Source organism: Fusobacterium perfoetens (assembly GCF_021531595.1).
Classification (GTDB): domain Bacteria; phylum Fusobacteriota; class Fusobacteriia; order Fusobacteriales; family Fusobacteriaceae; genus Fusobacterium_B.
Genome location: NZ_JADYUD010000001.1, coordinates 1 through 20,240 on the forward strand (window position 1 = coordinate 1; position 20,240 = coordinate 20,240).

Consider the following 20,240-nt stretch of genomic DNA (forward strand, 5'->3'; position numbering starts at 1 on the left):
GGTTTTATTAGTAATAAAGAAATAAATGATTATCTTTTATTAAATAATATTTTAAATTTAAAAAAATAGATAAAAATATGATACAAAATAAAAATATGATACAGATAAAAGAAAATCAAAATAAATTTTATTGCTTTGAAGAGAAAACAAAAGAAAAAAATTTAGTTGAAAAAGAAAAAGAAATAAGAGGAAAAATAGATTTATTAAATGAAAATATTGATAAAATTTTAAGTGAAAATATCAATAAAAGAATTAATAAAATTCAAAAAGAACTTTCTTTATTAAATAAAGAAGCAGAAAATATAAATGAACAGTTAAAAAATATAATAAAAACATATAATTTAAATTTATCTTCAAATGATGTATCAGAAAATATATCTTTAATAAACCCAGTTTTATATATAAAATTTGAAGAAAATAAAAATAAATTAATAGTATTATATTCAGATTTAAAAAGTATGAAAAGTTTATCTGAAAATTGTAATAACATTTTTAATTTAGAATTGAAAGAAATTAAGTTTAAGGATTCAGGATTGAAAAGTGGTTTAATTATAGCAATAGGAATAATTTTTGGATTATTTGCTGGAATGTTCTTAGCTGTTATTAAAAAACCTGTAATAGATATTTTAAGAGAAATTAAAGAGGAGAAGTAACTTTGGAAAAATATATTATAACTTCACAGGAAAAAAATGAATATAAAGAAAAATTTCCTGTTTTAGAATGTGAACATGCTATAGGAATAGATTATGATGGTTATGTATCTATAAAATGTAAAAAACTTACAGGAACTTGTACATATAGAGTAAGCAGTAAAAATGAATATAAAAATTGTCGTATTTTAGATAAATAAAATAAAAATAAGTGGCTGGTACATAAAATAACATGTGCCAGTTTTCTTTTTATAAAGATATATAAAACGATTATTAATGAAAAATAAAATTTATATTAAACAAATAAAAATAAAATAAAAAAAGTTGTATTTTAAAAATATAAACATGAATAATTATAGATTTTGGTATATAATGTAGATGTAAGGTTATTTTTGGGCTTAAAAATAGGAGGTACAAAAATATGAAATTGTTACATAGATATACGAAAGACGGATTAAATCTTTTAGGTTGTTATTGGGAAGGAAATGGGAAAGATACATGTGTTGTTTTTACTCATGGCATGTTTGATAACCTTTTGGAAAATACATTCGCACATGTACTTGGAGAAAAGCTTTCAAATAATGGTTACGGTTTTATTTTTGGTCATAACAGAGGATATGGTGTTATTAATAACATAATAAAAAGAGATCCAAGAACAAAAAAAACAAGTGAAAAAATAATAGGATCAACTTTTGAGAATTTTGGAGAAGCTATTTATGATGTTGAACTTTGGCTTGATGAGGCAAGAAAATTAGGATATTCAAAAATAATTTTAGCTGGTCATAGTTTTGGATGTCTTAAAAATCTTTATTATGTATCTAAAAAAGGATTTGCAGGAATACATGGTTTTATATTTGTTTCTGCCCCAGACAGTGCAGGGCTTATAGCTCGTTCAGGTCAGTATGAAAAAATGTTTTTGGAAGCAGACAAAAATATAGGAAGTGGAAGAGCTAAAAGAATCCTTATAAAGAAGATACTTGGAGTTTTTCCAATAAGTTCAAGAACAATGATTAATTTAAGAAAGGGAAGTATTGCAGATGTTTTTCCTTTGGTGGAAAATCCAGAGGATTTTGGAGTATTTCAAAAGATAAATAAACCTATCTTAATGGTTGTAGGAGAAAAAGATAGTGTTATTGTAAATTCTATTGAAGAAGATTTTAAAATTTTAAAAGAAAGAGCATTGAAATGTCCTGATTTTACAGGAAAAGTTATTCCAGACGGAACACATAGATACATAAAAACAGAAAAAGAGCTTAGTGAAACAATAACAGAATGGGTAAAAGAAAGATTTTAAAAAAGTGATTTTTAAATTGGAAAGGGAAAATTTTATAATGAAAAATGAATATTTTTATGAAATAGAAAAGAAATATAAAGAAATAAAAAATGATATTGATAAAAGGCTTGAAGAATACAGAGAGATATGGAAAAATGGTTCAAATGAAGATATTCATGCTGAGCTTTCATTTTGTATTTTAACTCCTCAATCTAAAGCAAGAAATGCATGGAAAGCAATAACAACTATGAGAAATGATGGAGTGCTTTTTACAGGAAGTGCAGAAGAACTTTCTGAATATTTAAATATAGTAAGATTTAAAAATAATAAGGCAAAATATCTTGTAGAACTTAGAAATCAAATGACAGATGAAAATGGAAAAATTATAACAAAAGATTTCTTTTTAAAAATGAAGACAGTAAATGAAAAAAGAGAATGGATTGTAGAAAATATAAAAGGAATGGCTTGGAAAGAAGCTGGACATTTTTTAAGGAATGTAGGTTTTGGAGATGAAATAGCAATACTTGACAGACATATTTTAAAAAATCTGGTAAGACTTCAGGTGATTGATGAGATTCCTAAAACATTGACAAAAAAAATCTATTTGGAAATAGAAAATAAAATGAAAGAATACTGTAAGGATACAGGTATTCCAATGGCTTCTTTTGATCTTTTACTTTGGTATCTTGAAGCAGGAGAGATTTTTAAATAGATTTTTATTTGATAAATACCCTGCTGCCGTGATATAATTTTAAGGTTAAAAATGTAAAAAGCAGCAAAGATTTTAGGAGGAACAATGACAAAAAAAGCTACTGTAATTACTTATGGTTGCCAAATGAATGTTAATGAAAGTGCAAAAATAAAAAAAATTCTTGAAAATTTAGGATATGAACTTACTGATAATATAGAGGAAACAGATATAGCTTTTCTTAATACATGTACTGTAAGAGAAGGGGCTGCCACTCAGATTTATGGAAAATTGGGAGAGATTAAAAGAGTAAGGGAACAGCGTGGAACAAAAATAGTTGTAACAGGATGTTTTGCTCAAGAACAAGGACAGGAACTAATAAAGAAATTTAATTATATTGATATTGTAATGGGAAATCAAAATATAGGAAGAATTCCTGAGGCTATAGAAGATATAGAGAACAGAAGTGCAAAGCATGTTGTTCTTACAGATTATGAAGATGAACTTCCTCCAAGAATAGATGCAGATTTTGAATCAAAGAAAACAGCATCTATTGCAATAACATATGGATGTAATAATTTCTGTACATATTGTATAGTCCCTTATGTAAGAGGAAGAGAGCGTTCTGTTCCTATGGCAGAACTTGTGGAAGAAGCAAGAGAACTTGTAAAAAAAGGTTATAAAGAAATAATTCTTTTAGGTCAAAATGTAAACTCATATGGTAAAGGATTATCAGAAGAGGAAACTTTTGCAAATCTTCTTCAAAATATTTGTGATATAGAAGGAGATTTTATAATAAGATTTGTATCTCCACATCCGAGAGATTTTACAGATGATGTAATAGATGTAATTGCAAGAAATCCAAAAATTGCAAGATCTCTTCATTTACCTCTTCAATCTGGATCTACAAGAGTTTTAAAATTAATGAACAGAGGATATTCAAAAGAGCAATATATTGCACTTGCAGAAAAAATAAAAGAAAGAATTCCTGGAGTATCTCTTACAGCAGATATAATAGTAGGATTTCCTCAGGAAACGGAAGAAGATTTTATTGATACTTTAGATGTTGTTGAAAAAGTAGGATTTGAAACATCATTTATGTTTATGTACTCAATAAGAAAAGGAACAAAAGCTGCTGTTATGGAAGGACAAATTGATGACGAAGTTAAAAAAGATAGACTTCACAGATTGATGTCTTTACAGAACAGTATTTCTAAAAAGTTAAGTATGGACTATGAAGGGAAAATTGAAAGAGTGCTTGTAGAGGGACCAAGCAAAAAAAATAAAGATATGCTTTCAAGCAGAACTTCAACAAATAAAATAGTTCTTTTCAAAGGAGACAAATCTCTTGAAGGACAATTTGTAAATGTTAAAATAAACGAGTGTAAAACATGGACACTTTATGGTGAGTTGATGGCAGATTAGGCTGTTTGGAGGGCCAATGATAGAATTAGAAAAATTTTTACTTAAAGAATTAACAGAAATAGCAAAACAGCTTGAGATTGATTTGGGAAATACAAAAAAGAAATCTGAAATAATAAAAATAATAGAAGAACATATGGAGAAGACAGAAGGTTTTATTCTTGCAGATGGAGTTCTTGATATTATGGCTGATGGATATGGTTTTTTAAGAGAAACTTCTGTAGAAAAAGATATTTATCTTTCAGCATCTCAGATAAGAAAATTTAAACTTAGATCTCAAGACAGAGTATTTGGGGAAGTAAGGGAGCCTGTAGGTACAGAAAAAAATTATGCTATGAGAAAAGTTCTTCTTGTAAATGGAGGAAGTATTGAAAAAGCAGAGGAGAGAATACCTTTTGATGAACTTATACCAGCTTATCCTGATGAAATATTAGAACTGGAAACAGGTCCTAAAGATATTTCAGGAAGAATAATAGATTTAATAGCTCCTATAGGAAAAGGACAGAGAGCTCTTATAGTTGCACCGCCGAAAGCTGGAAAAACTGTTCTTATAAGCAGTATAGCAAATTCAATAATAGCTAAACATAAAGATGTAGAGGTATGGATTCTTCTTATAGATGAAAGACCAGAAGAAGTTACAGATATAAAAGAGAATGTTACAGGAGCTGAAGTATATTCATCTACTTTTGATGAAGATCCTAAAAATCATATAAAAGTAACAGAAGATATTCTTGATAAAGCTAAAAGAAAACTTGAAGATGGAGAAAATGTTGTTATCCTTATGGATTCTCTTACAAGGCTTGCAAGAGCTTATAATATAGTAGTTCCTTCAAGTGGAAAACTTATATCAGGAGGAATTGATCCTACTGCACTTTACTATCCTAAGAAATTTTTTGGTTCAGCAAGAAATATAAGAGGTGGAGGAAGTCTTACTATAATAGCTACAGCTCTTATAGATACAGGAAGTAAAATGGATGATATTATCTATGAAGAATTTAAGGGAACAGGAAACATGGAAATTCATCTTGACAGGGGACTTGCTCAGCTTAGAATATATCCTGCAATAGATATTCAAAAATCAGGAACAAGAAAAGAAGAATTGCTTATAAGTCAGAAAAAATTAAAACTTGTATGGGAGATAAGAAGATATCTTTCTCAGCTTGATAAAGCCACAGCAGCTAAACAGTTGATTGATAAAATTGCTTCAACAAAAAGCAATGATGCATTGGTTAAAAGCTTCGGTTTAATGGAGGCGAAGGATTAAAAGCATGAGAAAGTGTATTGATATATTTGTTTTTATTGCAGAAAAGTTTATAGATATATTAATTTTCTTTGCCAGAATAATAACAGGAATTTTGGGAATAATAAAAGCCAAACATCTTGGATTTGTAATTCTTTTAGCATTTTTAGGAATTACAGGTTTTGGTATTATAAATGTTACTTTAAGACCTTTCAGTGATGAAATAACAAATACAGAAAAATTTATTGATTATTATGAAGAAACTGCTGAAGAAAATGGAGGATACTCTATTCTTAGCAGTAACTATTATACAGCCAGTAAAATCTATGATCTTGAAAATAAAAAAATTTTAGGAAGCATAGAAGATAGTGGAATAATTCTTAAAAAACCTGAAAGAATACCTTATAAAGTAGTTTCAGGAGACACTCTTTCAGGAATTTCAAGTAAATTTAACCAAAAGATAGCAATAATAAAAATGAATAACCCTGAACTTACAGCAAATATAAGAATAGGGCAGATAATAGATATTGCTTCAATAAATGGAATTTTTTATAAAGTAAAAAATGGAGACACACTTTATAAAATCGCTTATAAATATAAAGTTAATGTTGAAGATATAAGAAGCTATAATCAACTTGAAAGTGATGAGCTTACAATAGGTCAGGAAATATTTTTAAAAGATCCTGATATAGAAATTGTAACAGAACTTGCTCCTCTTGGAAGTGGATTTAAAATGCCAATAACTTATACAGGAGTTTCAAGTCCTTATGGAAACAGATTCCATCCTGTACTTAAAAGATATATCTCTCATGCTGGTGTTGATTTAAGAGCAAAATATATTCCTGTTTATGCCTCAAGAGGAGGAACAGTAACTTTTGCTGGAACACAAAGTGGATATGGAAAAATTATAAAAATTACTCACGCAAATGGTTATGAAACAAGATATGCTCATCTTAATAAAATATATGTTAAGAGAGGGCAAAAAGTAAAACAGGGAGATAATATAGCCCAAAGTGGAATGACAGGAAGAGTAACAGGGCCACATCTTCATTTTGAAATAAGAAAAAATGGAAAGACATTAAATCCAATGAAAATATTGGACAGATAATAAAATAAAGAATGGATAGAAGTAAGATATAAAATTTTTTATTAGAATTTTATATCTTACTATTTCTTTAATTATTGCTTTTTAAAAAATTGGGAGAGAGAAATGAGAATAAAAGAATTTTTAAGAAAAAAAGATGTAGTCATAAGTACAGAAAGATATCTTATAGGAGCTTTAAGCAATATGGCAATGGGGCTTTTTGCTTCTCTTCTTGTAGGTACTATTTTAAAAAGTGTTGGAGGAAAGTTTCACATAGCTTATCTTACAGATACAGTTGCTCCTATGGCAATGAGTATGACAGGATCTGCAATAGGAGTTGCTATAGCAATGGCACTTAAAGCTCCTCCTCTTGTTTTATTTGCAGCTACAATAACAGGAGCGGCAGGAAATGCTGCAGGAGGGCCTGTAGGAGCTTTAATAGCTACAGTTGCAGGAGTTGAAACAGGAAAAATTATATCAAAAGAAACAAAGATAGACATAATTCTTACTCCAAGTGTAACTATAATTGTGGGAATGCTTGCAGGAGGACTTGTAGGACCTACTGTTGCAAAAGTTATGTGGGCTTTTGGAGAACTTGTAATGCATGCTACAGAAATGCAGCCATTTTATATGGGAATAATAGTCTCTGTTATAGTGGGTGTTGTTCTTACTCTTCCAATAAGCAGTGCAGCTTTATGTATGATGCTGGGATTAAGTGGTTTGGCAGCTGGAGCTGCAACAGTTGGATGCTGTTGTCAAATGGTAGGTTTTGCTGTGATGAGTTTTAAAGAAAATGGCTGGGGAGGACTTTTTGCACAAGGAATAGGAACTTCAATGCTGCAAATGGGAAATATTGTTAAAAATCCTAAGATATGGATTCCACCTACACTTGCTTCAGCAATTATAGGGCCTCTTGCAACAGTTGTTTTTAAAATGGAAAATAGTCCTATTGGTGCAGGTATGGGAACTTGTGGATTTGTAGGGCAGATTGCTACAGTATCTGTTATGGGAGATGGAGGCAGAGAGGGAATTTCAGTATATGTTCTTATAATTCTTCTTCATTTTATACTTCCAGCAATAGTTACTTTAGTTATTGCTAAAATAATGAGAAAAAAAGGTTATATAAAAGATGGAGATTTGAAATTAAATCTTTAAAATAGTAAAAAGGAAATTTTTATAAGACAGCGAAAAAATAAAAAACATAAAAATTATTTGTGGAGAAAGTAATTATGGAAAAAAGAAAAAGCAGAGAAATAAAAATAGGGAATATATGTATGGGAGGAGATAATCCTGTAATTATTCAGTCAATGACAAATACTTTTACAAAAGATGTTAAGGCTACAGTAAAACAAATATTAGATCTTGAAGCAGAGGGATGTGAACTTGTAAGAGTTACTGTTAATAATGAGGAGGCAGCTGAAGCTATAAAAGAGATAAAGAAAGGAATTCATATACCTCTTGTAGCAGATATTCATTTTGACTATAAACTTGCTCTTAAAGCTATAGAAAATGGAATTGATAAATTAAGAATAAATCCAGGAAATATAGGTGATGAAGAAAAAGTAAGAGCTGTTGTAGAAAAAGCTAAAGAATATAATGTACCTATAAGAATTGGGGTGAATTCAGGTTCTATAGAAAAGAAAATTCTTGATAAATATGGAAAACCTACTGCAGAAGGAATGGTTGAAAGTGCTATGTATCATGTAGGTCTTCTTGAAAAATTTGATTTTCATAATATAATTATTTCACTTAAAGCAAGTAATGTACAAATGATGGTTGAGGCTTATAGAAAAATAGCAGATCTTATTGATTATCCTCTTCATCTTGGTGTAACTGAAGCAGGAACAGCTTTTCAAGGAACAGTAAAATCAGCTATTGGAATAGGAAGCCTTTTAGTTGATGGAATAGGAGATACAATAAGAGTATCACTTACAGAAAATCCAGTTGAAGAAATAAAAGTTGCAAAAGAAATATTAAAAGTTCTTGGAATGAGAAAGGGAGTGGAAATTATTTCATGTCCAACATGTGGAAGAACAGAAATAGATCTTATAAGTTTAGCAAAAAAAGTAGAAAAAGAATTTAGTAGTATGGAAAAAAATATAAAAATTGCTGTTATGGGATGTGTAGTAAATGGACCTGGAGAAGCAAAGGAAGCTGATTATGGTGTTGCAGGAGGAAAAGGAGAAGGACTTCTTTTCAAAAAAGGAAAAATAATAAAAAAAGTGAAAGAGGAAGATATAATAACTGAATTGAGAGCTATGATAGAGGAGGATTGATTATGATAAAAATAAATAAAATCAAATATCTTTTTTGTATTTTAATTTCAGTATTTTTTATTGGTTGTTCAGCTTTAGATGCTCTTTTGCCTCAAAAATCAACAGAAGAAATAAGCCTTGTAAATACAGGTGAAGGAAGATATATGTTTATGGTAAATTATGAAAAGCAATATACAAAGAATGTGTATCTTGACAATGTACAAATAGAACCAGGAGTTCCATATTTTGTAAAGGAAGGAAAATATTGGTTTAGATATGATAATATTGAAAAATATAGAATATCAGTAATGATGTCAGGTTCAAGAGGAAGTGATGAAGATGAATTTGATCCTCCTGAAGATAGAAGCTATCAGTTTGTAAAAAGAATTATAATGAATGAAGATAAAGTTATTAACATAGAAGGAAGAAAATGTAAACTTAATTTTCAAGTTGGAAGAGGATTTAAATAAAATATAAAATTTATTTGTTCATAAAAAATTATCTGAAAAATAAAAGTTTTATGTGAAAATGTTAAAAAATCTTAATATTTTTTAAAAAATTTTAACTTTTTTTGAAAATTTTAGGTCAAATAGAGTATAAAAAATAAATATTACAGTTTTACAGGAAACTGTATAAAGGGGAGATTATGGATTTTGATGAGATCTACGACGAGTATTTCGACAGAGTATATTACAAAATCCTCAGTTCAGTAAAGAATCCGGAAGATGCAGAAGATATTGCTCAGGAAGTATTTATAAGTGTTTATAAAAATCTTCATAAATTTCGGGCTGATAGTAAAATATATACATGGATATATAGGATAGCTATCAATAAAACTTATGACTTCTTCAGAAAGAAGAAAATAGACTTGGAATTGAATGAGGAGATTTTAAATATAGCTGACAATGAAGACCTTAACGGAAGTATGATAGTTGAGGAAAATCTAAAAAAACTCAGCAAAGAAGAAAGAGAAATAGTAGTATTAAAAGATGTTTATGGTTACAAATTAAGAGAGATTTCTAAATTAAAAGACAGGAATATATCTACGATAAAGTCAATATACTATAAAGCACTAAAGAATTTGGAGGAGGATTAGGCATATGTCACCGAAGGAAAGAGTCAGAGTGAATGTATATAAAGCATTACTGGAAGAGGAAAAAAGAAAAAATAAAAGAAAATCTTATCTTTCTGTATCAGTTTTTGTAATAGGAATATTTGCAGGTTCAATATATAATTTTGTTCCAGCTGGAAATGTACAGGATTTTGAACAAGTAAGAAGCATTGCTGCAGAAGCAAATGAAAAAGGATTTAAAAGCAGTATGGAAGCTATAGATAATTTCTTCAGTAAGAACTCTATTGAACAGGAGAAAGAAGAGTTAAAAACAGATGAATACTTTGTAATGAACATGCAGGTATAATGGAGGAAGAAACATGAGAAAGATATATACTATAATTTGTGGACTGCTTTTAGGAAGTGCTGTTATGGCAGGTGAGACAGAAAGTCTTGGAGTTATAACAGATAAAGATTTTGCTCAGGTTGGAGTTCCAAAAGAAAATGTTATAAAAGCGAAAGAAATCATAAAAAATTCTAAAAATAGATATGACTATCTTATCTTAGACAGAAGAAGCAAGGAACTTGAGATTAATAAATGCATTCTTGAGGGAGTTGAAAAAAACTGGAGCAAGATAGAAGAACTTACAGATGAAATAGGAAGAATAGAAGCTGATATTCTTAAAGAAAGAATAAAATCTCAATATGAGGCACAGAAATATATTAATCAAGAGCAATATTTAAAAGCAAGAGATATAGCTATAAAAAGAATAGAAGCAGCGAGAGAAAATAAAAGTGGAAGCATAAGAACTAATCCTGCTGGGAAATAATTTAGAAATAAAAACAGCCGAAAGTAGATACGGCTGTTTTTTTGTAAAGTATAAATTTAGACAAAAATAGAGTAAATATTGTAATTGCTTTGAGAGTATGATATAATTTATAAGTTAAATTATAGGTATAAGGAGTTGAAATAATTGTTCGGAAAATTAGATGAAGTTGTAAAAAGACATGAAGAGCTTACACATCTTTTAGGAACTATTGAAGTGGCAAGCGACACAAAAAAAATGATTGAATACAATAAAGCATTAAATGAAATTACACCGCTTGTTGAGAAATATAACGAGTATAAAGCTCTTGTGGATGATTTAGAATTTATAAAAGAAAATATAAAATCAGAAAAAGATTCTGAAATGAAAGAAATGATGCAGGAAGAAATGAAAGAGATAGAAGAAAAACTTCCAGGGCTTGAAGATGAACTTAGAATTCTTCTTCTTCCAAAAGATCCTAACGATGATAGAAATGTTATCATTGAAATAAGAGGAGGAGCAGGAGGAGACGAAGCTGCTCTTTTTGCAGGAGATCTTTACAGAATGTATGTAAGATATGCTGAAAGACACAGATGGAAAGTTGAAGTAATAGAGCTTCAAGAAATAGGTATTGGAGGAATCAAAGAAGTTGTATTCTCTATTGGAGGACAGGGAGCATATTCAAAACTTAAATATGAATCTGGAGTTCATAGAGTACAAAGAGTTCCTGCTACAGAAGCAGCAGGAAGAATTCATACTTCTACAGCAACAGTAGCAGTTCTTCCAGAAGTTGATGAAGTTGAACAAATTAACTCAATCAATCCATCAGAACTTAAAATAGATACATACAGATCTGGAGGAGCAGGAGGACAGCATGTTAACATGACTGACTCTGCAGTAAGAATTACACACCTTCCTACAGGTATTGTTGTACAATGTCAAGATGAAAGATCACAGCTTAAAAATAGAGAAAAAGCAATGAAACACTTACTTTCAAAATTATATGAAATAGAATGTGAAAAACAAAGATCACAAGTTGAAAGTGAAAGAAAACTTCAAGTAGGAAGTGGAGCAAGATCTGAAAAAATAAGAACATATAATTTCCCGCAAGGAAGAATTACAGATCATAGAATAAAATATACTGTATATCAACTTGAAGCTTTCCTTGATGGAGATCTTGAAGAGATGATAGATGCTCTTACAACATTTGATCAGGCTGAAAAATTAAAAAGCATAGCGGAGTAATCTAATGAGGCTTTTAGAAATAATAGAATTTTCAAAGGAGTATTTGGAAAAATACTCCTTTTCAAAACCCAGACTAGAAAGTGAAAAAGTAATAAGTTATATTTTAGGAATAGAAAGAATAGAGTTATATTCAAATTTTGAAATGGAACTAGAAAGTTGGGAAAAGGATAAAATAAAAAGTTTTTTAAGAGAAATGGCAAGAAAAAGAAAAGGTTTTGATGAGATTATTAAAGAAAAAGAAAGTTCTTTAAAATTAAATCAAGAGGAAAAAATTCTTGTTAAAAAAAGTTTTAAAGAAGAAAATATAGGACTTCTTTCAAAAAGCATTCAATATCTGAAAAAATATAATGTAGAGAATGCAAGACTTGATGCTGAATATATTTTCGCTTATGTACTTGGAGTAAAAAGAGTTTCTCTTATGTTAAATTTTAATGATGAAATAGATGAAGAGAAAAAAAATCTTATCAGACAGTATATAATGAGAAGAGGGAAATACAGAGAACCATTACAGTATATTGTTAAAGAATGGGAATTTTATGGTTATCCAATAAAGGTTAATGGAGGAGTTCTTATTCCAAGACAGGATACTGAAATACTTGTAGAGCAATGTATTCATTTGATGAAAGAAAAAGAAAATCCTAAAATTTTAGATATAGGTACTGGAAGTGGAGCTATAAGTATTGCTCTGGCTAAAGAAATTCATGGAAGTGAAGTTTTAGGACTTGACATAAGTGATGATGCTCTTAAAGTAGCTGTGGAAAACAGGGAACTTAATAATGTAGAAAATTTGAAATTTTTAAAATCAGATGTATTTCAGCATGTAAAAGAGAAAAATTATGATTTAATAGTTTCAAATCCTCCTTATATTCCTATGGAAGAATATGAAGAACTTATGCCTGAAGTTAAAGAATATGAGCCGAAAATGGCTCTTACAGATGGAGGGGATGGATATTATTTTTATAGAAAAATATCTGAAGAAAGTATTGATTATTTAAAAAATGGAGGATATTTAGCTTTTGAAGTTGGCTACAATCAAGGTGAAACTGTAGCAAGGCTTATGGAAAAAAATGGATTTCAAATTGTAGGAAGAGTAGCTGACTACGGAGGAATTGAAAGAGTAATTATTGGAAGAAAAGAGGAAATATAAAAATGTCTACAAAACTTATAGATTATGACTATAATCTTCCTGAAGAACTTATAGGACAACATCCAGCAGAACCAAGAGATCACTCAAGACTTATGGCTGTAAATAAGACTTCAGAAACTACAGAAGATAAATATTTTTATGATATTATAGATTATCTTAAAGAGGGAGATGTTCTTGTAAGAAATTCAACTAAAGTAATTCCTGCCAGACTTTTTGGAAGGAAGGAAACAGGGGCAGTGTTGGAAGTGCTTCTTCTTAAAAGAATAAATCTTAATACCTGGGAATGTCTTGTAGGGCATGCTAAAAAATTAAAAATAGGTCAGAAAGTATATATAGGAAATAACGATGAGCTTATAGGAGAGCTTATAGAAATTAAAGAAGATGGAAACAGAATTATAAAATTTTCATTTGATGGAATTTTTGAAGAAGTTTTGGATCATCTTGGAAAAATGCCTCTCCCTCCATATATAGTGGAAGCTCTTGAAGATCAAAGCAGATACCAGACTGTATATGCAATAAGAGGAGAATCTGTAGCAGCACCTACAGCAGGACTTCATTTTACAAAAGAACTTCTAAAGAAAATAGAGGACAAAGGAATAACTATTGTAGATATTTTTCTTGAAGTAGGGCTTGGAACATTCAGACCTGTTCAGACAGAAGATGTTCTTAATCATAAAATGCATGAAGAAAGATTTGAAATTCCTAAAGAGGCTTGTGAAATTATAAACAGAGCCAAAAAAGAGGGGAGAAGAATAGTTGCTGTAGGAACTACAACTGTAAGAGCTTTGGAATCTGCGGCAAAAGATGATGGAACACTTTTAGAAGAAAATTCTTCAACAGATATATTTATATATCCTGGATACAAATTTAAAATAATAGATGCACTTATAACAAACTTTCATCTTCCAAAATCTACACTTCTTATGCTTGTGTCAGCATTTTCAAACAGAGAATTTATGCTGAAAGTATATAAAGAAGCTGTTGAGAAGAAATATCATTTCTTTAGTTTTGGAGATGCAATGTTTATTTATTAGGAGGCAGAATGAAAATAATAGCTGGAGAAGCAAAAAGCAGAAAATTAAAAAGCAGAAAAGGTATGGATACAAGACCTACTCTTGCCAATATAAAAGAATCTCTTTTTTCTATTATATCTCCTTATATTGAGGACTGTAATTTTTTAGACCTTTTCAGTGGAACAGGAAATATTGCTCTTGAAGCTTTGAGCAGAGGAGCAAGAAGAGCTGTTATGATAGAAAAAGATCCTGAAGCACTTAGAATTATTATAGAAAATATAAATACTCTTGGATTTGAAAATAGATGCAGAGCATATAAAAATGATGCAGTAAGAGCTGTTCAAATTCTTGGAAGAAAAAATGAAAAATTTGATATAATTTTCATGGATCCACCTTATAAAGAAGAACTTTGCAGAGGAGTAATGAAAGCTATAAGAGAAGCTGATATACTTGCTAACGGAGGGCTTATAATATGTGAGCATCATGTATTTGAGGATTTGATAGAAGATGTAGAAGGATTTAAGTTTTCAGATAGAAGACTTTATGGAAAAAAGGCTATATCATTTTTCACAAAAGAATAATTTAAAGTAATATAAAAAATAGGACTGTTGCAAATCTATAAAAATAAAATTTTATTTTATGAAAATATTTCAATATTCTAAAATTTTATTTTTATAAATTAGAAAATGTAACAGTCCTATTTTTTATTTTTTATTATTTTGAAAAGTCCTGCCAAAAAGATAACTCCTAAACTAAAAATAATAATATATCTTATCCAGATGATATCAACTATTTTTATATATAAAAAACAAGAAACTGTTATAATTCCTATTCTGTATAAATATTCAATAGGTGAAAATAGTTTATAATTTAATTTTTTTCTTGTTATGATTTCATGGAAAATAAACAAGAAAAAATATGAAGCAAGAGTTGTAAGAGCAGCTCCAAAACTGCTGTATTTTGGAATAAAAATATAATTAAGCACAAGATTTATTACAGCAGAAAAAGATGTTCCAAGAGCAATATAGTTTGTTTTTTTTACATAAAACTCATAATTTACAGGAAAACTATATAGGAATATAAAATAACAACCAAAAATTATCCATGGAAGAAAATATTTTCCTGCCCAGTAATCAGGAGAACCCATAAACCTTACTATTTCAGGAGAAATAAAAATAAATCCCATTGTGACAAGAGTGAAAAAGTTAAGATAATTTTTACTATAGATTTTTATTTCTTCATGGCTTTCAGATTTTAGTTTTTGAAAGTACCAGGGAACCCATGCACTTCCAAATGCTCCTGCAGCAGTACTTAAGATAGTACCTATTGTATAAGTGAAACCATAAATTCCTGTTTCTTCAAGACCAATAAATCTTTCTATCATCATTCTGTCAGAACTTGTAAGAACAATATGTGAAAGATTATGAAGTATAAGAGGAAGCCCAAGAGTAAGACAAAAGATAAAATGATCTTTTTTAAATGTAGGTCTTCTTTTCATAATTATTTCAAGATAAAAATATCCTCCAAGAATAACAGAAGGAACAACAGCACCAAGAATTTTTCCAGTAGCTTTTTCAATTGAAGGAACTGAAGTTATAAAAAAAAGAGAAAGACCTACATTAAGTACAGTATAAAACATAGAAATAAAAAGTTGTTTTTCAGCTTTTCCGTCAAACCTTAAAATTGTATTTTTAAAAGTTACACCTAAGGTAAAGAAAGAGTGTAATAGCATGAGAAAAATAAGATTAACAGAAAGTCCTGAAAAATGTGAAAGCTGTTTTGAAAAAATCATAATAACAACAGCAAATACAGCAAAACTTACAAAAGAGAGAACTACAATATTAGAGTTATATTCTCTGTATTCTTCATCTTCATAAGTTACTTTTGCATTTTGTATTGTACTGAATGTCTGAAGACATAAAAAAATTACAACAACAGCCTGCCATGCAGTATAAAGAGATGTTATTCCGAAATCTCTTGTTGTAAGAATTCTTGTATAAAGAGGGAGTGTAAGAAAATTTATACCTTGAAGTATAAAAGTTCCTAATGTATAGTAAGCTCCATTTTTAATAAGATTGTTTGAAAAAATTTTCTTTAACATTTTAAAATCTCCAAATTATTTAAAATTTTCAAGTTTTATATCTCCAAATTTTTTAAATATTTTTTCATTTATTTTTGAACCATAAAAATCAATATTTACATTGTCTCCAAGATTCATAACACTTGTAGAAAAAACAGTTATAGCGTTTTTAAAGTTAGTATCCATAAGAGAAAATAACTCAAAAGGAAAAGGCTTGTCAAGGATTACAGCTTTTGGAAAAATATCTCTGTAAGAAGTTTTTTCTCTAGGATGAGTTTTTATAACAGTTTTTTCTTCATTATAATTTTTCATAATATTTTTATAAATTTCAATTTTTTCTTCTTCAGTAACAACTTGATCTTCTGAAAAAGGCTGAGTAAGAAGAATATTTTCTTTTTCTGATAGTTCTTTTAAAAGAGATTTTTGAAGTCCAAAAACATGAAGAATTTCAGCTTTTTTATCTTCAGAAGAAGAGTCCCATAAATTTTTAAGAGAAACTACCTGAATTTTATTTTTAAGCTTTTCAGGAATATTTTCACTGTGTTTTGTAAGATATATTTTTGTTACATTTTTACTAAAGCCAAAAGGATAATAAAGATAAGTACCATATTTAAATATTTTTAAAAGAAAACTTTCTCTTTTTATCTGTTTATCAACTTCTGGCATAGAATAATAATTTATAATTCCATCTTCAATAACATGAAATTTATGATTTTTAATAAAATATCCTGCTCCTGTAAGATGGTCTCCTCCATAAACAGTAAGTCCTTGAAGATTTTTTTCATTTACAAGTTTTTTTATAAAAGAATACATCTTAATTCTTTTTTTCATGCTGTCAAATTTTGAAGAAGCATTTTCTTTGTTAAGGACAATGGAGTTATCTTTAAAAATTTCTTTATTTATATTTATTGAATTTCCAAAAACAAAAAATGTTTCTGAAATGGAATTCTTATTTATAAGCATAAAAATAAGAAGAGAGTAAAGACTATCAGTAATACAAATATTTTTAAATTTCAGGTTGCTTTTGTTCATTTGTTATTTCTCCTTTTAGTATCTTTCTTACAGAATTTGCAAGACCTGCTGAAAAATAAAGAAGTGTTTCTTCAGGAAGCTTATTTTTAAATCCTGAAAGATTTTTAAAAAACCATCTGTATGTTTTTTGTTTTTGAGCAGTATTTTCTTTTTTATGATATGCTCTGTAAAGAATTACTTTGTAATAACTTATGATAAGTTTTGAAAGGACAGTTTTTCCTTTTTGAGAATTACAGTTTTTATATTCTTCGTAAAGTGAATAACAAATCTTTTCAAGAGAAGTATTACTTTTTTCTGTAACCTTACTCATAATACTTCCAGATCGCTGTCTATAAAAATAAAATGGGCAATCAAAGTATTGTATTTTTTCTGCTTTTAAATATACTTTAGGAGTAAATTCACTATCTTCGTGAAGAATTCCTTCTGTAAAATAAAGATTATTTTTTATAAGAAATTCTTTTTTATAAAAACTTGCCACAACTTCTTCTCTGAAACATTTAGGTTTTTCAAAAGTATTAGAGAAAAATTCAATTCCGCTTACAGCTCCACAATTTTTAATAAGTTCTGAACGGAAAAGAGGTTCTCCTCTTTTTCCATCTTTATAGTACATAAGGTTTCCAACAATAACATCTAAATCCTTTTCTGCTCCTTTGTAAAGAAGAGTTTCAAAGACTTTTTCATCAATGAAATCATCACTGTCTATGAAAGCAATGTATTTTTGAGAAGCTTTTTTTATTCCAAGATTTCTTACAGAAGAAAGCCCTCCATTTTCCTTTTTGATAAGAAGAGTTTTTTCAGGATATTTTTTGGCATACTCTTCGGCAATGGAATAACTTTTATCTGTAGAGCCGTCATCAATAAGGATTATTTCCATATGAGGAATATTAAGTTTATAAAGAGAATCAAGACATTCTTTAAGATATGTTTCAACATTATATATAGGAACAATAATACTTATCATAAATTGCACCACCTATTTTTATAAATATCAATTATTATTTTTTCATCAAAATTATTAATTATATGTTTTCTTCCAGCTTTTCCAAAAGAAATTCTTTCTTCATTTGAAAGTATAAGAAATTTTTTTATTTTTTCAGTTAAATCTTGAGAATTTTTAGGTTCTGCAAGGAATCCTGAAACCCCATCAACTATTATTTCTTTACATCCAGTAACATTTGAAGCAATAAGAGGTTTTTCCATTGCAGCTCCTTCAAGAAGAGTTCTTGAAATACCTTCACGATATGAAGGAAGAACAATACAGTCTGCATTTTTTATAACTTCTCTTACATCGTTTACTGTTCCTAAATAATTTAAAATACCTTTATCAACAAAAGATTTCATTTGATTTTCATCTATTCCAGAAACACTGTTTCCCCCAAGAGCACCAAGAAACTGAAATTCTGTGTCAGGATATAATTTTTTTATATTTTCAGCAGCTTCCGTATATTCTTTCACTCCTTTGTCAAAGAATGCTCTTGCAATCATAAGAAATATAGTTTTTTCTGAATTTCTGCTTTTTTCCATAGGGCAAAATCTTTCTGTATTTATTCCTTCTCCAGGAAGAATAAAAACTTTTTCAGGTTTTATTATTTTTTCAGATACAAGAAGATTTTTATCATCTTCATTTAAGACGCATACTTCCTGTGCAAAAGGAAGAGATAATTTATAAAGAAATTTTGCAATTTTAGAAACAAAGGAATTGGTTACAAAAGCATAACCAAGCCCTGTAAGAACAGCAACAGATTTTATTTTTGCAAAATGTGCAGCAAGTGTTCCATAAATATTTGCTTTTATTGTATAATGAAAAATAATATCAGGCTTTTCTTTCTTATATATTTTATAAAGTTCTGCAAGAAGTTTTAAATCCTCAACAGGATTCATTCCTCTCTTATTTAGTTTTATATTTATAACTTTTACTCCAAGTTCCTTTGCAATATCAATTCTTGTTTCGTAAGGGGCTATCACAGTAACATCGTGTCCTTCTTCAACGAGAGCTTTTATAACTCCTCCTCTGAAAATATATATGTCCCATAAAACATTTGCTGTAAAAAATATTTTCATGATTCTCCTTTTTTTAATATAAAATTAAAAGTTCTTTTCCATCAGCCTTATTTCTGAATTTGCCAGCTCTTCCTAAATCAATGAGTTTTTCTTCATAAGATTTATGATTTGAAATTATATTTTCATAACGATATAGAATTTTATTTCCCTCAAAGCTGAAATGATTGTAAATTCTGTTTCCTGCAATAAGAGATGCTATAAGAAGAACAGCTAGCTTTAATTTTTTATTTTCAATATCTGCAATTATATATGTCCATAAGAACCAATTTGCATATATAAATAGAATTCCTATTCTTGTTGAGGCTATAAAAAATTCAGATGTAAAAAGAAAAATAATATAAAAAATATAAAAACTATTTTCCATTATAAGTTCATAAGAATTTTTTTCTATATGTTTTTGATTGTTTTCTTTGTACAGAAAAATAAAAACAAATATAAAAGTGATAAGTCTTTCAAAATATAATGTTCCTATAGGAAGTTTATAACTTTCAGGAATTATAGAAAGATAACTAATTATTCTTGAACCTATGGCAACAGGAACTATTGAAGCTGTATATTCAAGAATTTTTATAAAAATTTTTGTATCAGCAAGATAATATATATTTCCAAGAATAATAAGAGGAAGTATAAATTTCTTACTATAGTTTCTATTTAATATAAAATACATAGGAAGATAAATCAATGAACTTATGTGAAAAGATGCTCCTATGATATTAAGTATAAAGAAAGGTAAAGGCTGTTTCTTATTTATGAACTGAATTGAAATCAGAAAAAGAAGAACAGATTTAGCATTTCTTAAAAGATCAACTTCAAAAGAAAGCCCCTGTATAGCAAGGAACAGGAACAATGAAAGAAGTGGATATTTTGAATATTTTTTTAAAATATATGCAATAATTCCCATATCAATAATAGTATTCAGAAATGTAAAATGATGATATGAAAGTCCTATTTTATAAATGAAAGAACTCCAAAGTTCATATCCTAGTTCGTATTTAAATCCACCTGGAAGATTGTTATATGAAGGATAATAAGCCCACCAGTCCCATCCTATAAAAGCTCTCAGTCCAAGAAACCCCATCAGTAAAATAATTGAAAATGTAAAAAGCATATGCTTTTTTCTTTCATTTTTTCCAAAAACATCAACTAATGCTCCAAAAAAAAGAAATCCAAAAACCTCAATATATGGTATCATT

The 20,240-nt window shown here is 28.6% G+C and carries 22 protein-coding genes; 17 read left to right on the plus strand and 5 right to left on the minus strand.

Features of this window, described 5'->3' with window-relative positions; all coding sequences use genetic code 11:
• The first annotated feature begins 77 nt into the window (after positions 1–77).
• From I6E17_RS00005 to rsmD, 17 genes are all read left to right on the plus strand, one after another.
• Positions 78–653 (plus strand): hypothetical protein, encoded by a 576-nt coding sequence (locus tag I6E17_RS00005; RefSeq protein ID WP_235234847.1) that lies wholly within the window; start codon positions 78–80, stop codon positions 651–653.
• Between the two features lie 2 nt (positions 654–655).
• Entirely contained in the window at positions 656–850 is a 195-nt protein-coding gene (locus I6E17_RS00010) for a hypothetical protein (protein ID WP_176829644.1), read from the plus strand.
• Between the two features lie 221 nt (positions 851–1,071).
• Complete coding sequence (locus I6E17_RS00015; RefSeq protein ID WP_176829645.1) at positions 1,072–1,944, plus strand: alpha/beta hydrolase; 873 nt, start codon at positions 1,072–1,074, stop codon at positions 1,942–1,944.
• 34 nt (positions 1,945–1,978) lie between these two features.
• Positions 1,979–2,635, plus strand: a complete 657-nt coding sequence (locus tag I6E17_RS00020; RefSeq protein WP_176829683.1) for an N-glycosylase/DNA lyase — start codon at positions 1,979–1,981, stop codon at positions 2,633–2,635.
• An 84-nt stretch (positions 2,636–2,719) separates the two neighbouring features.
• The gene (gene miaB, locus I6E17_RS00025) at positions 2,720–4,036 is read left to right on the plus strand and encodes a tRNA (N6-isopentenyl adenosine(37)-C2)-methylthiotransferase MiaB (protein ID WP_176829646.1); all 1,317 of its coding nucleotides are present in this window, start codon (positions 2,720–2,722) and stop codon (positions 4,034–4,036) included.
• A gap of 16 nt (positions 4,037–4,052) precedes the next feature.
• Positions 4,053–5,297, plus strand: coding sequence for a transcription termination factor Rho (gene rho, locus I6E17_RS00030; RefSeq protein WP_176829647.1), 1,245 nt, complete (start codon positions 4,053–4,055; stop codon positions 5,295–5,297).
• Between the two features lie 4 nt (positions 5,298–5,301).
• Entirely contained in the window at positions 5,302–6,381 is a 1,080-nt protein-coding gene (locus tag I6E17_RS00035) for a peptidoglycan DD-metalloendopeptidase family protein (RefSeq protein WP_176829648.1), read from the plus strand.
• A gap of 102 nt (positions 6,382–6,483) precedes the next feature.
• On the plus strand, positions 6,484–7,512 hold the full coding sequence (locus tag I6E17_RS00040) for a PTS transporter subunit IIC (RefSeq protein ID WP_176829649.1): 1,029 nt from the start codon (positions 6,484–6,486) through the stop codon (positions 7,510–7,512).
• 74 nt (positions 7,513–7,586) lie between these two features.
• Entirely contained in the window at positions 7,587–8,633 is a 1,047-nt protein-coding gene (gene ispG, locus I6E17_RS00045) for a flavodoxin-dependent (E)-4-hydroxy-3-methylbut-2-enyl-diphosphate synthase (RefSeq protein WP_268825881.1), read from the plus strand.
• 2 nt (positions 8,634–8,635) lie between these two features.
• Positions 8,636–9,082: a hypothetical protein gene (locus I6E17_RS00050; RefSeq protein ID WP_235234848.1), complete on the plus strand. Its 447-nt coding sequence runs from the start codon at positions 8,636–8,638 to the stop codon at positions 9,080–9,082.
• A gap of 176 nt (positions 9,083–9,258) precedes the next feature.
• On the plus strand, positions 9,259–9,708 hold the full coding sequence (locus tag I6E17_RS00055; protein ID WP_176829651.1) for an RNA polymerase sigma factor: 450 nt from the start codon (positions 9,259–9,261) through the stop codon (positions 9,706–9,708).
• Between the two features lie 4 nt (positions 9,709–9,712).
• Positions 9,713–10,030, plus strand: coding sequence for a hypothetical protein (locus tag I6E17_RS00060; protein WP_176829591.1), 318 nt, complete (start codon positions 9,713–9,715; stop codon positions 10,028–10,030).
• A 13-nt stretch (positions 10,031–10,043) separates the two neighbouring features.
• Positions 10,044–10,493, plus strand: coding sequence for a hypothetical protein (locus tag I6E17_RS00065; protein WP_176829652.1), 450 nt, complete (start codon positions 10,044–10,046; stop codon positions 10,491–10,493).
• A 144-nt stretch (positions 10,494–10,637) separates the two neighbouring features.
• Positions 10,638–11,714 (plus strand): peptide chain release factor 1, encoded by a 1,077-nt coding sequence (gene prfA, locus I6E17_RS00070; RefSeq protein ID WP_176829653.1) that lies wholly within the window; start codon positions 10,638–10,640, stop codon positions 11,712–11,714.
• A gap of 4 nt (positions 11,715–11,718) precedes the next feature.
• Positions 11,719–12,861 (plus strand): peptide chain release factor N(5)-glutamine methyltransferase, encoded by a 1,143-nt coding sequence (prmC, locus tag I6E17_RS00075; RefSeq protein ID WP_176829654.1) that lies wholly within the window; start codon positions 11,719–11,721, stop codon positions 12,859–12,861.
• 2 nt (positions 12,862–12,863) lie between these two features.
• The gene (gene queA / locus I6E17_RS00080; RefSeq protein WP_176829655.1) at positions 12,864–13,895 is read left to right on the plus strand and encodes a tRNA preQ1(34) S-adenosylmethionine ribosyltransferase-isomerase QueA; all 1,032 of its coding nucleotides are present in this window, start codon (positions 12,864–12,866) and stop codon (positions 13,893–13,895) included.
• Positions 13,896–13,903: 8 nt separating this feature from the next.
• Positions 13,904–14,455 (plus strand): 16S rRNA (guanine(966)-N(2))-methyltransferase RsmD, encoded by a 552-nt coding sequence (gene rsmD / locus I6E17_RS00085; protein WP_235234850.1) that lies wholly within the window; start codon positions 13,904–13,906, stop codon positions 14,453–14,455.
• A 116-nt stretch (positions 14,456–14,571) separates the two neighbouring features.
• On the opposite strand, the gene I6E17_RS00090 is transcribed toward rsmD, so the two are convergent.
• From I6E17_RS00090 to I6E17_RS00110, 5 genes are read right to left on the minus strand one after another with little or no spacing between them, the layout of a single operon-like run.
• Complete coding sequence (locus I6E17_RS00090) at positions 14,572–15,975, minus strand: flippase (RefSeq protein WP_235234852.1); 1,404 nt, start codon at positions 15,973–15,975, stop codon at positions 14,572–14,574.
• 15 nt (positions 15,976–15,990) lie between these two features.
• Positions 15,991–16,986 (minus strand): glycosyltransferase family 52, encoded by a 996-nt coding sequence (locus I6E17_RS00095; RefSeq protein ID WP_235234854.1) that lies wholly within the window; start codon positions 16,984–16,986, stop codon positions 15,991–15,993.
• A complete protein-coding gene (locus I6E17_RS00100) occupies positions 16,961–17,947 on the minus strand; it encodes a glycosyltransferase (RefSeq protein WP_235234856.1) in 987 nt (328 codons plus the stop codon). The genes I6E17_RS00095 and I6E17_RS00100 overlap by 26 nt, the downstream gene beginning before the upstream one ends.
• The gene (locus I6E17_RS00105; protein ID WP_235234857.1) at positions 17,944–19,047 is read right to left on the minus strand and encodes a glycosyltransferase family 4 protein; all 1,104 of its coding nucleotides are present in this window, start codon (positions 19,045–19,047) and stop codon (positions 17,944–17,946) included. The genes I6E17_RS00100 and I6E17_RS00105 overlap by 4 nt, the downstream gene beginning before the upstream one ends.
• A gap of 13 nt (positions 19,048–19,060) precedes the next feature.
• On the minus strand, positions 19,061–20,239 hold the full coding sequence (locus I6E17_RS00110) for an EpsG family protein (RefSeq protein ID WP_235234858.1): 1,179 nt from the start codon (positions 20,237–20,239) through the stop codon (positions 19,061–19,063).
• Position 20,240: the final 1 nt, after the last annotated feature.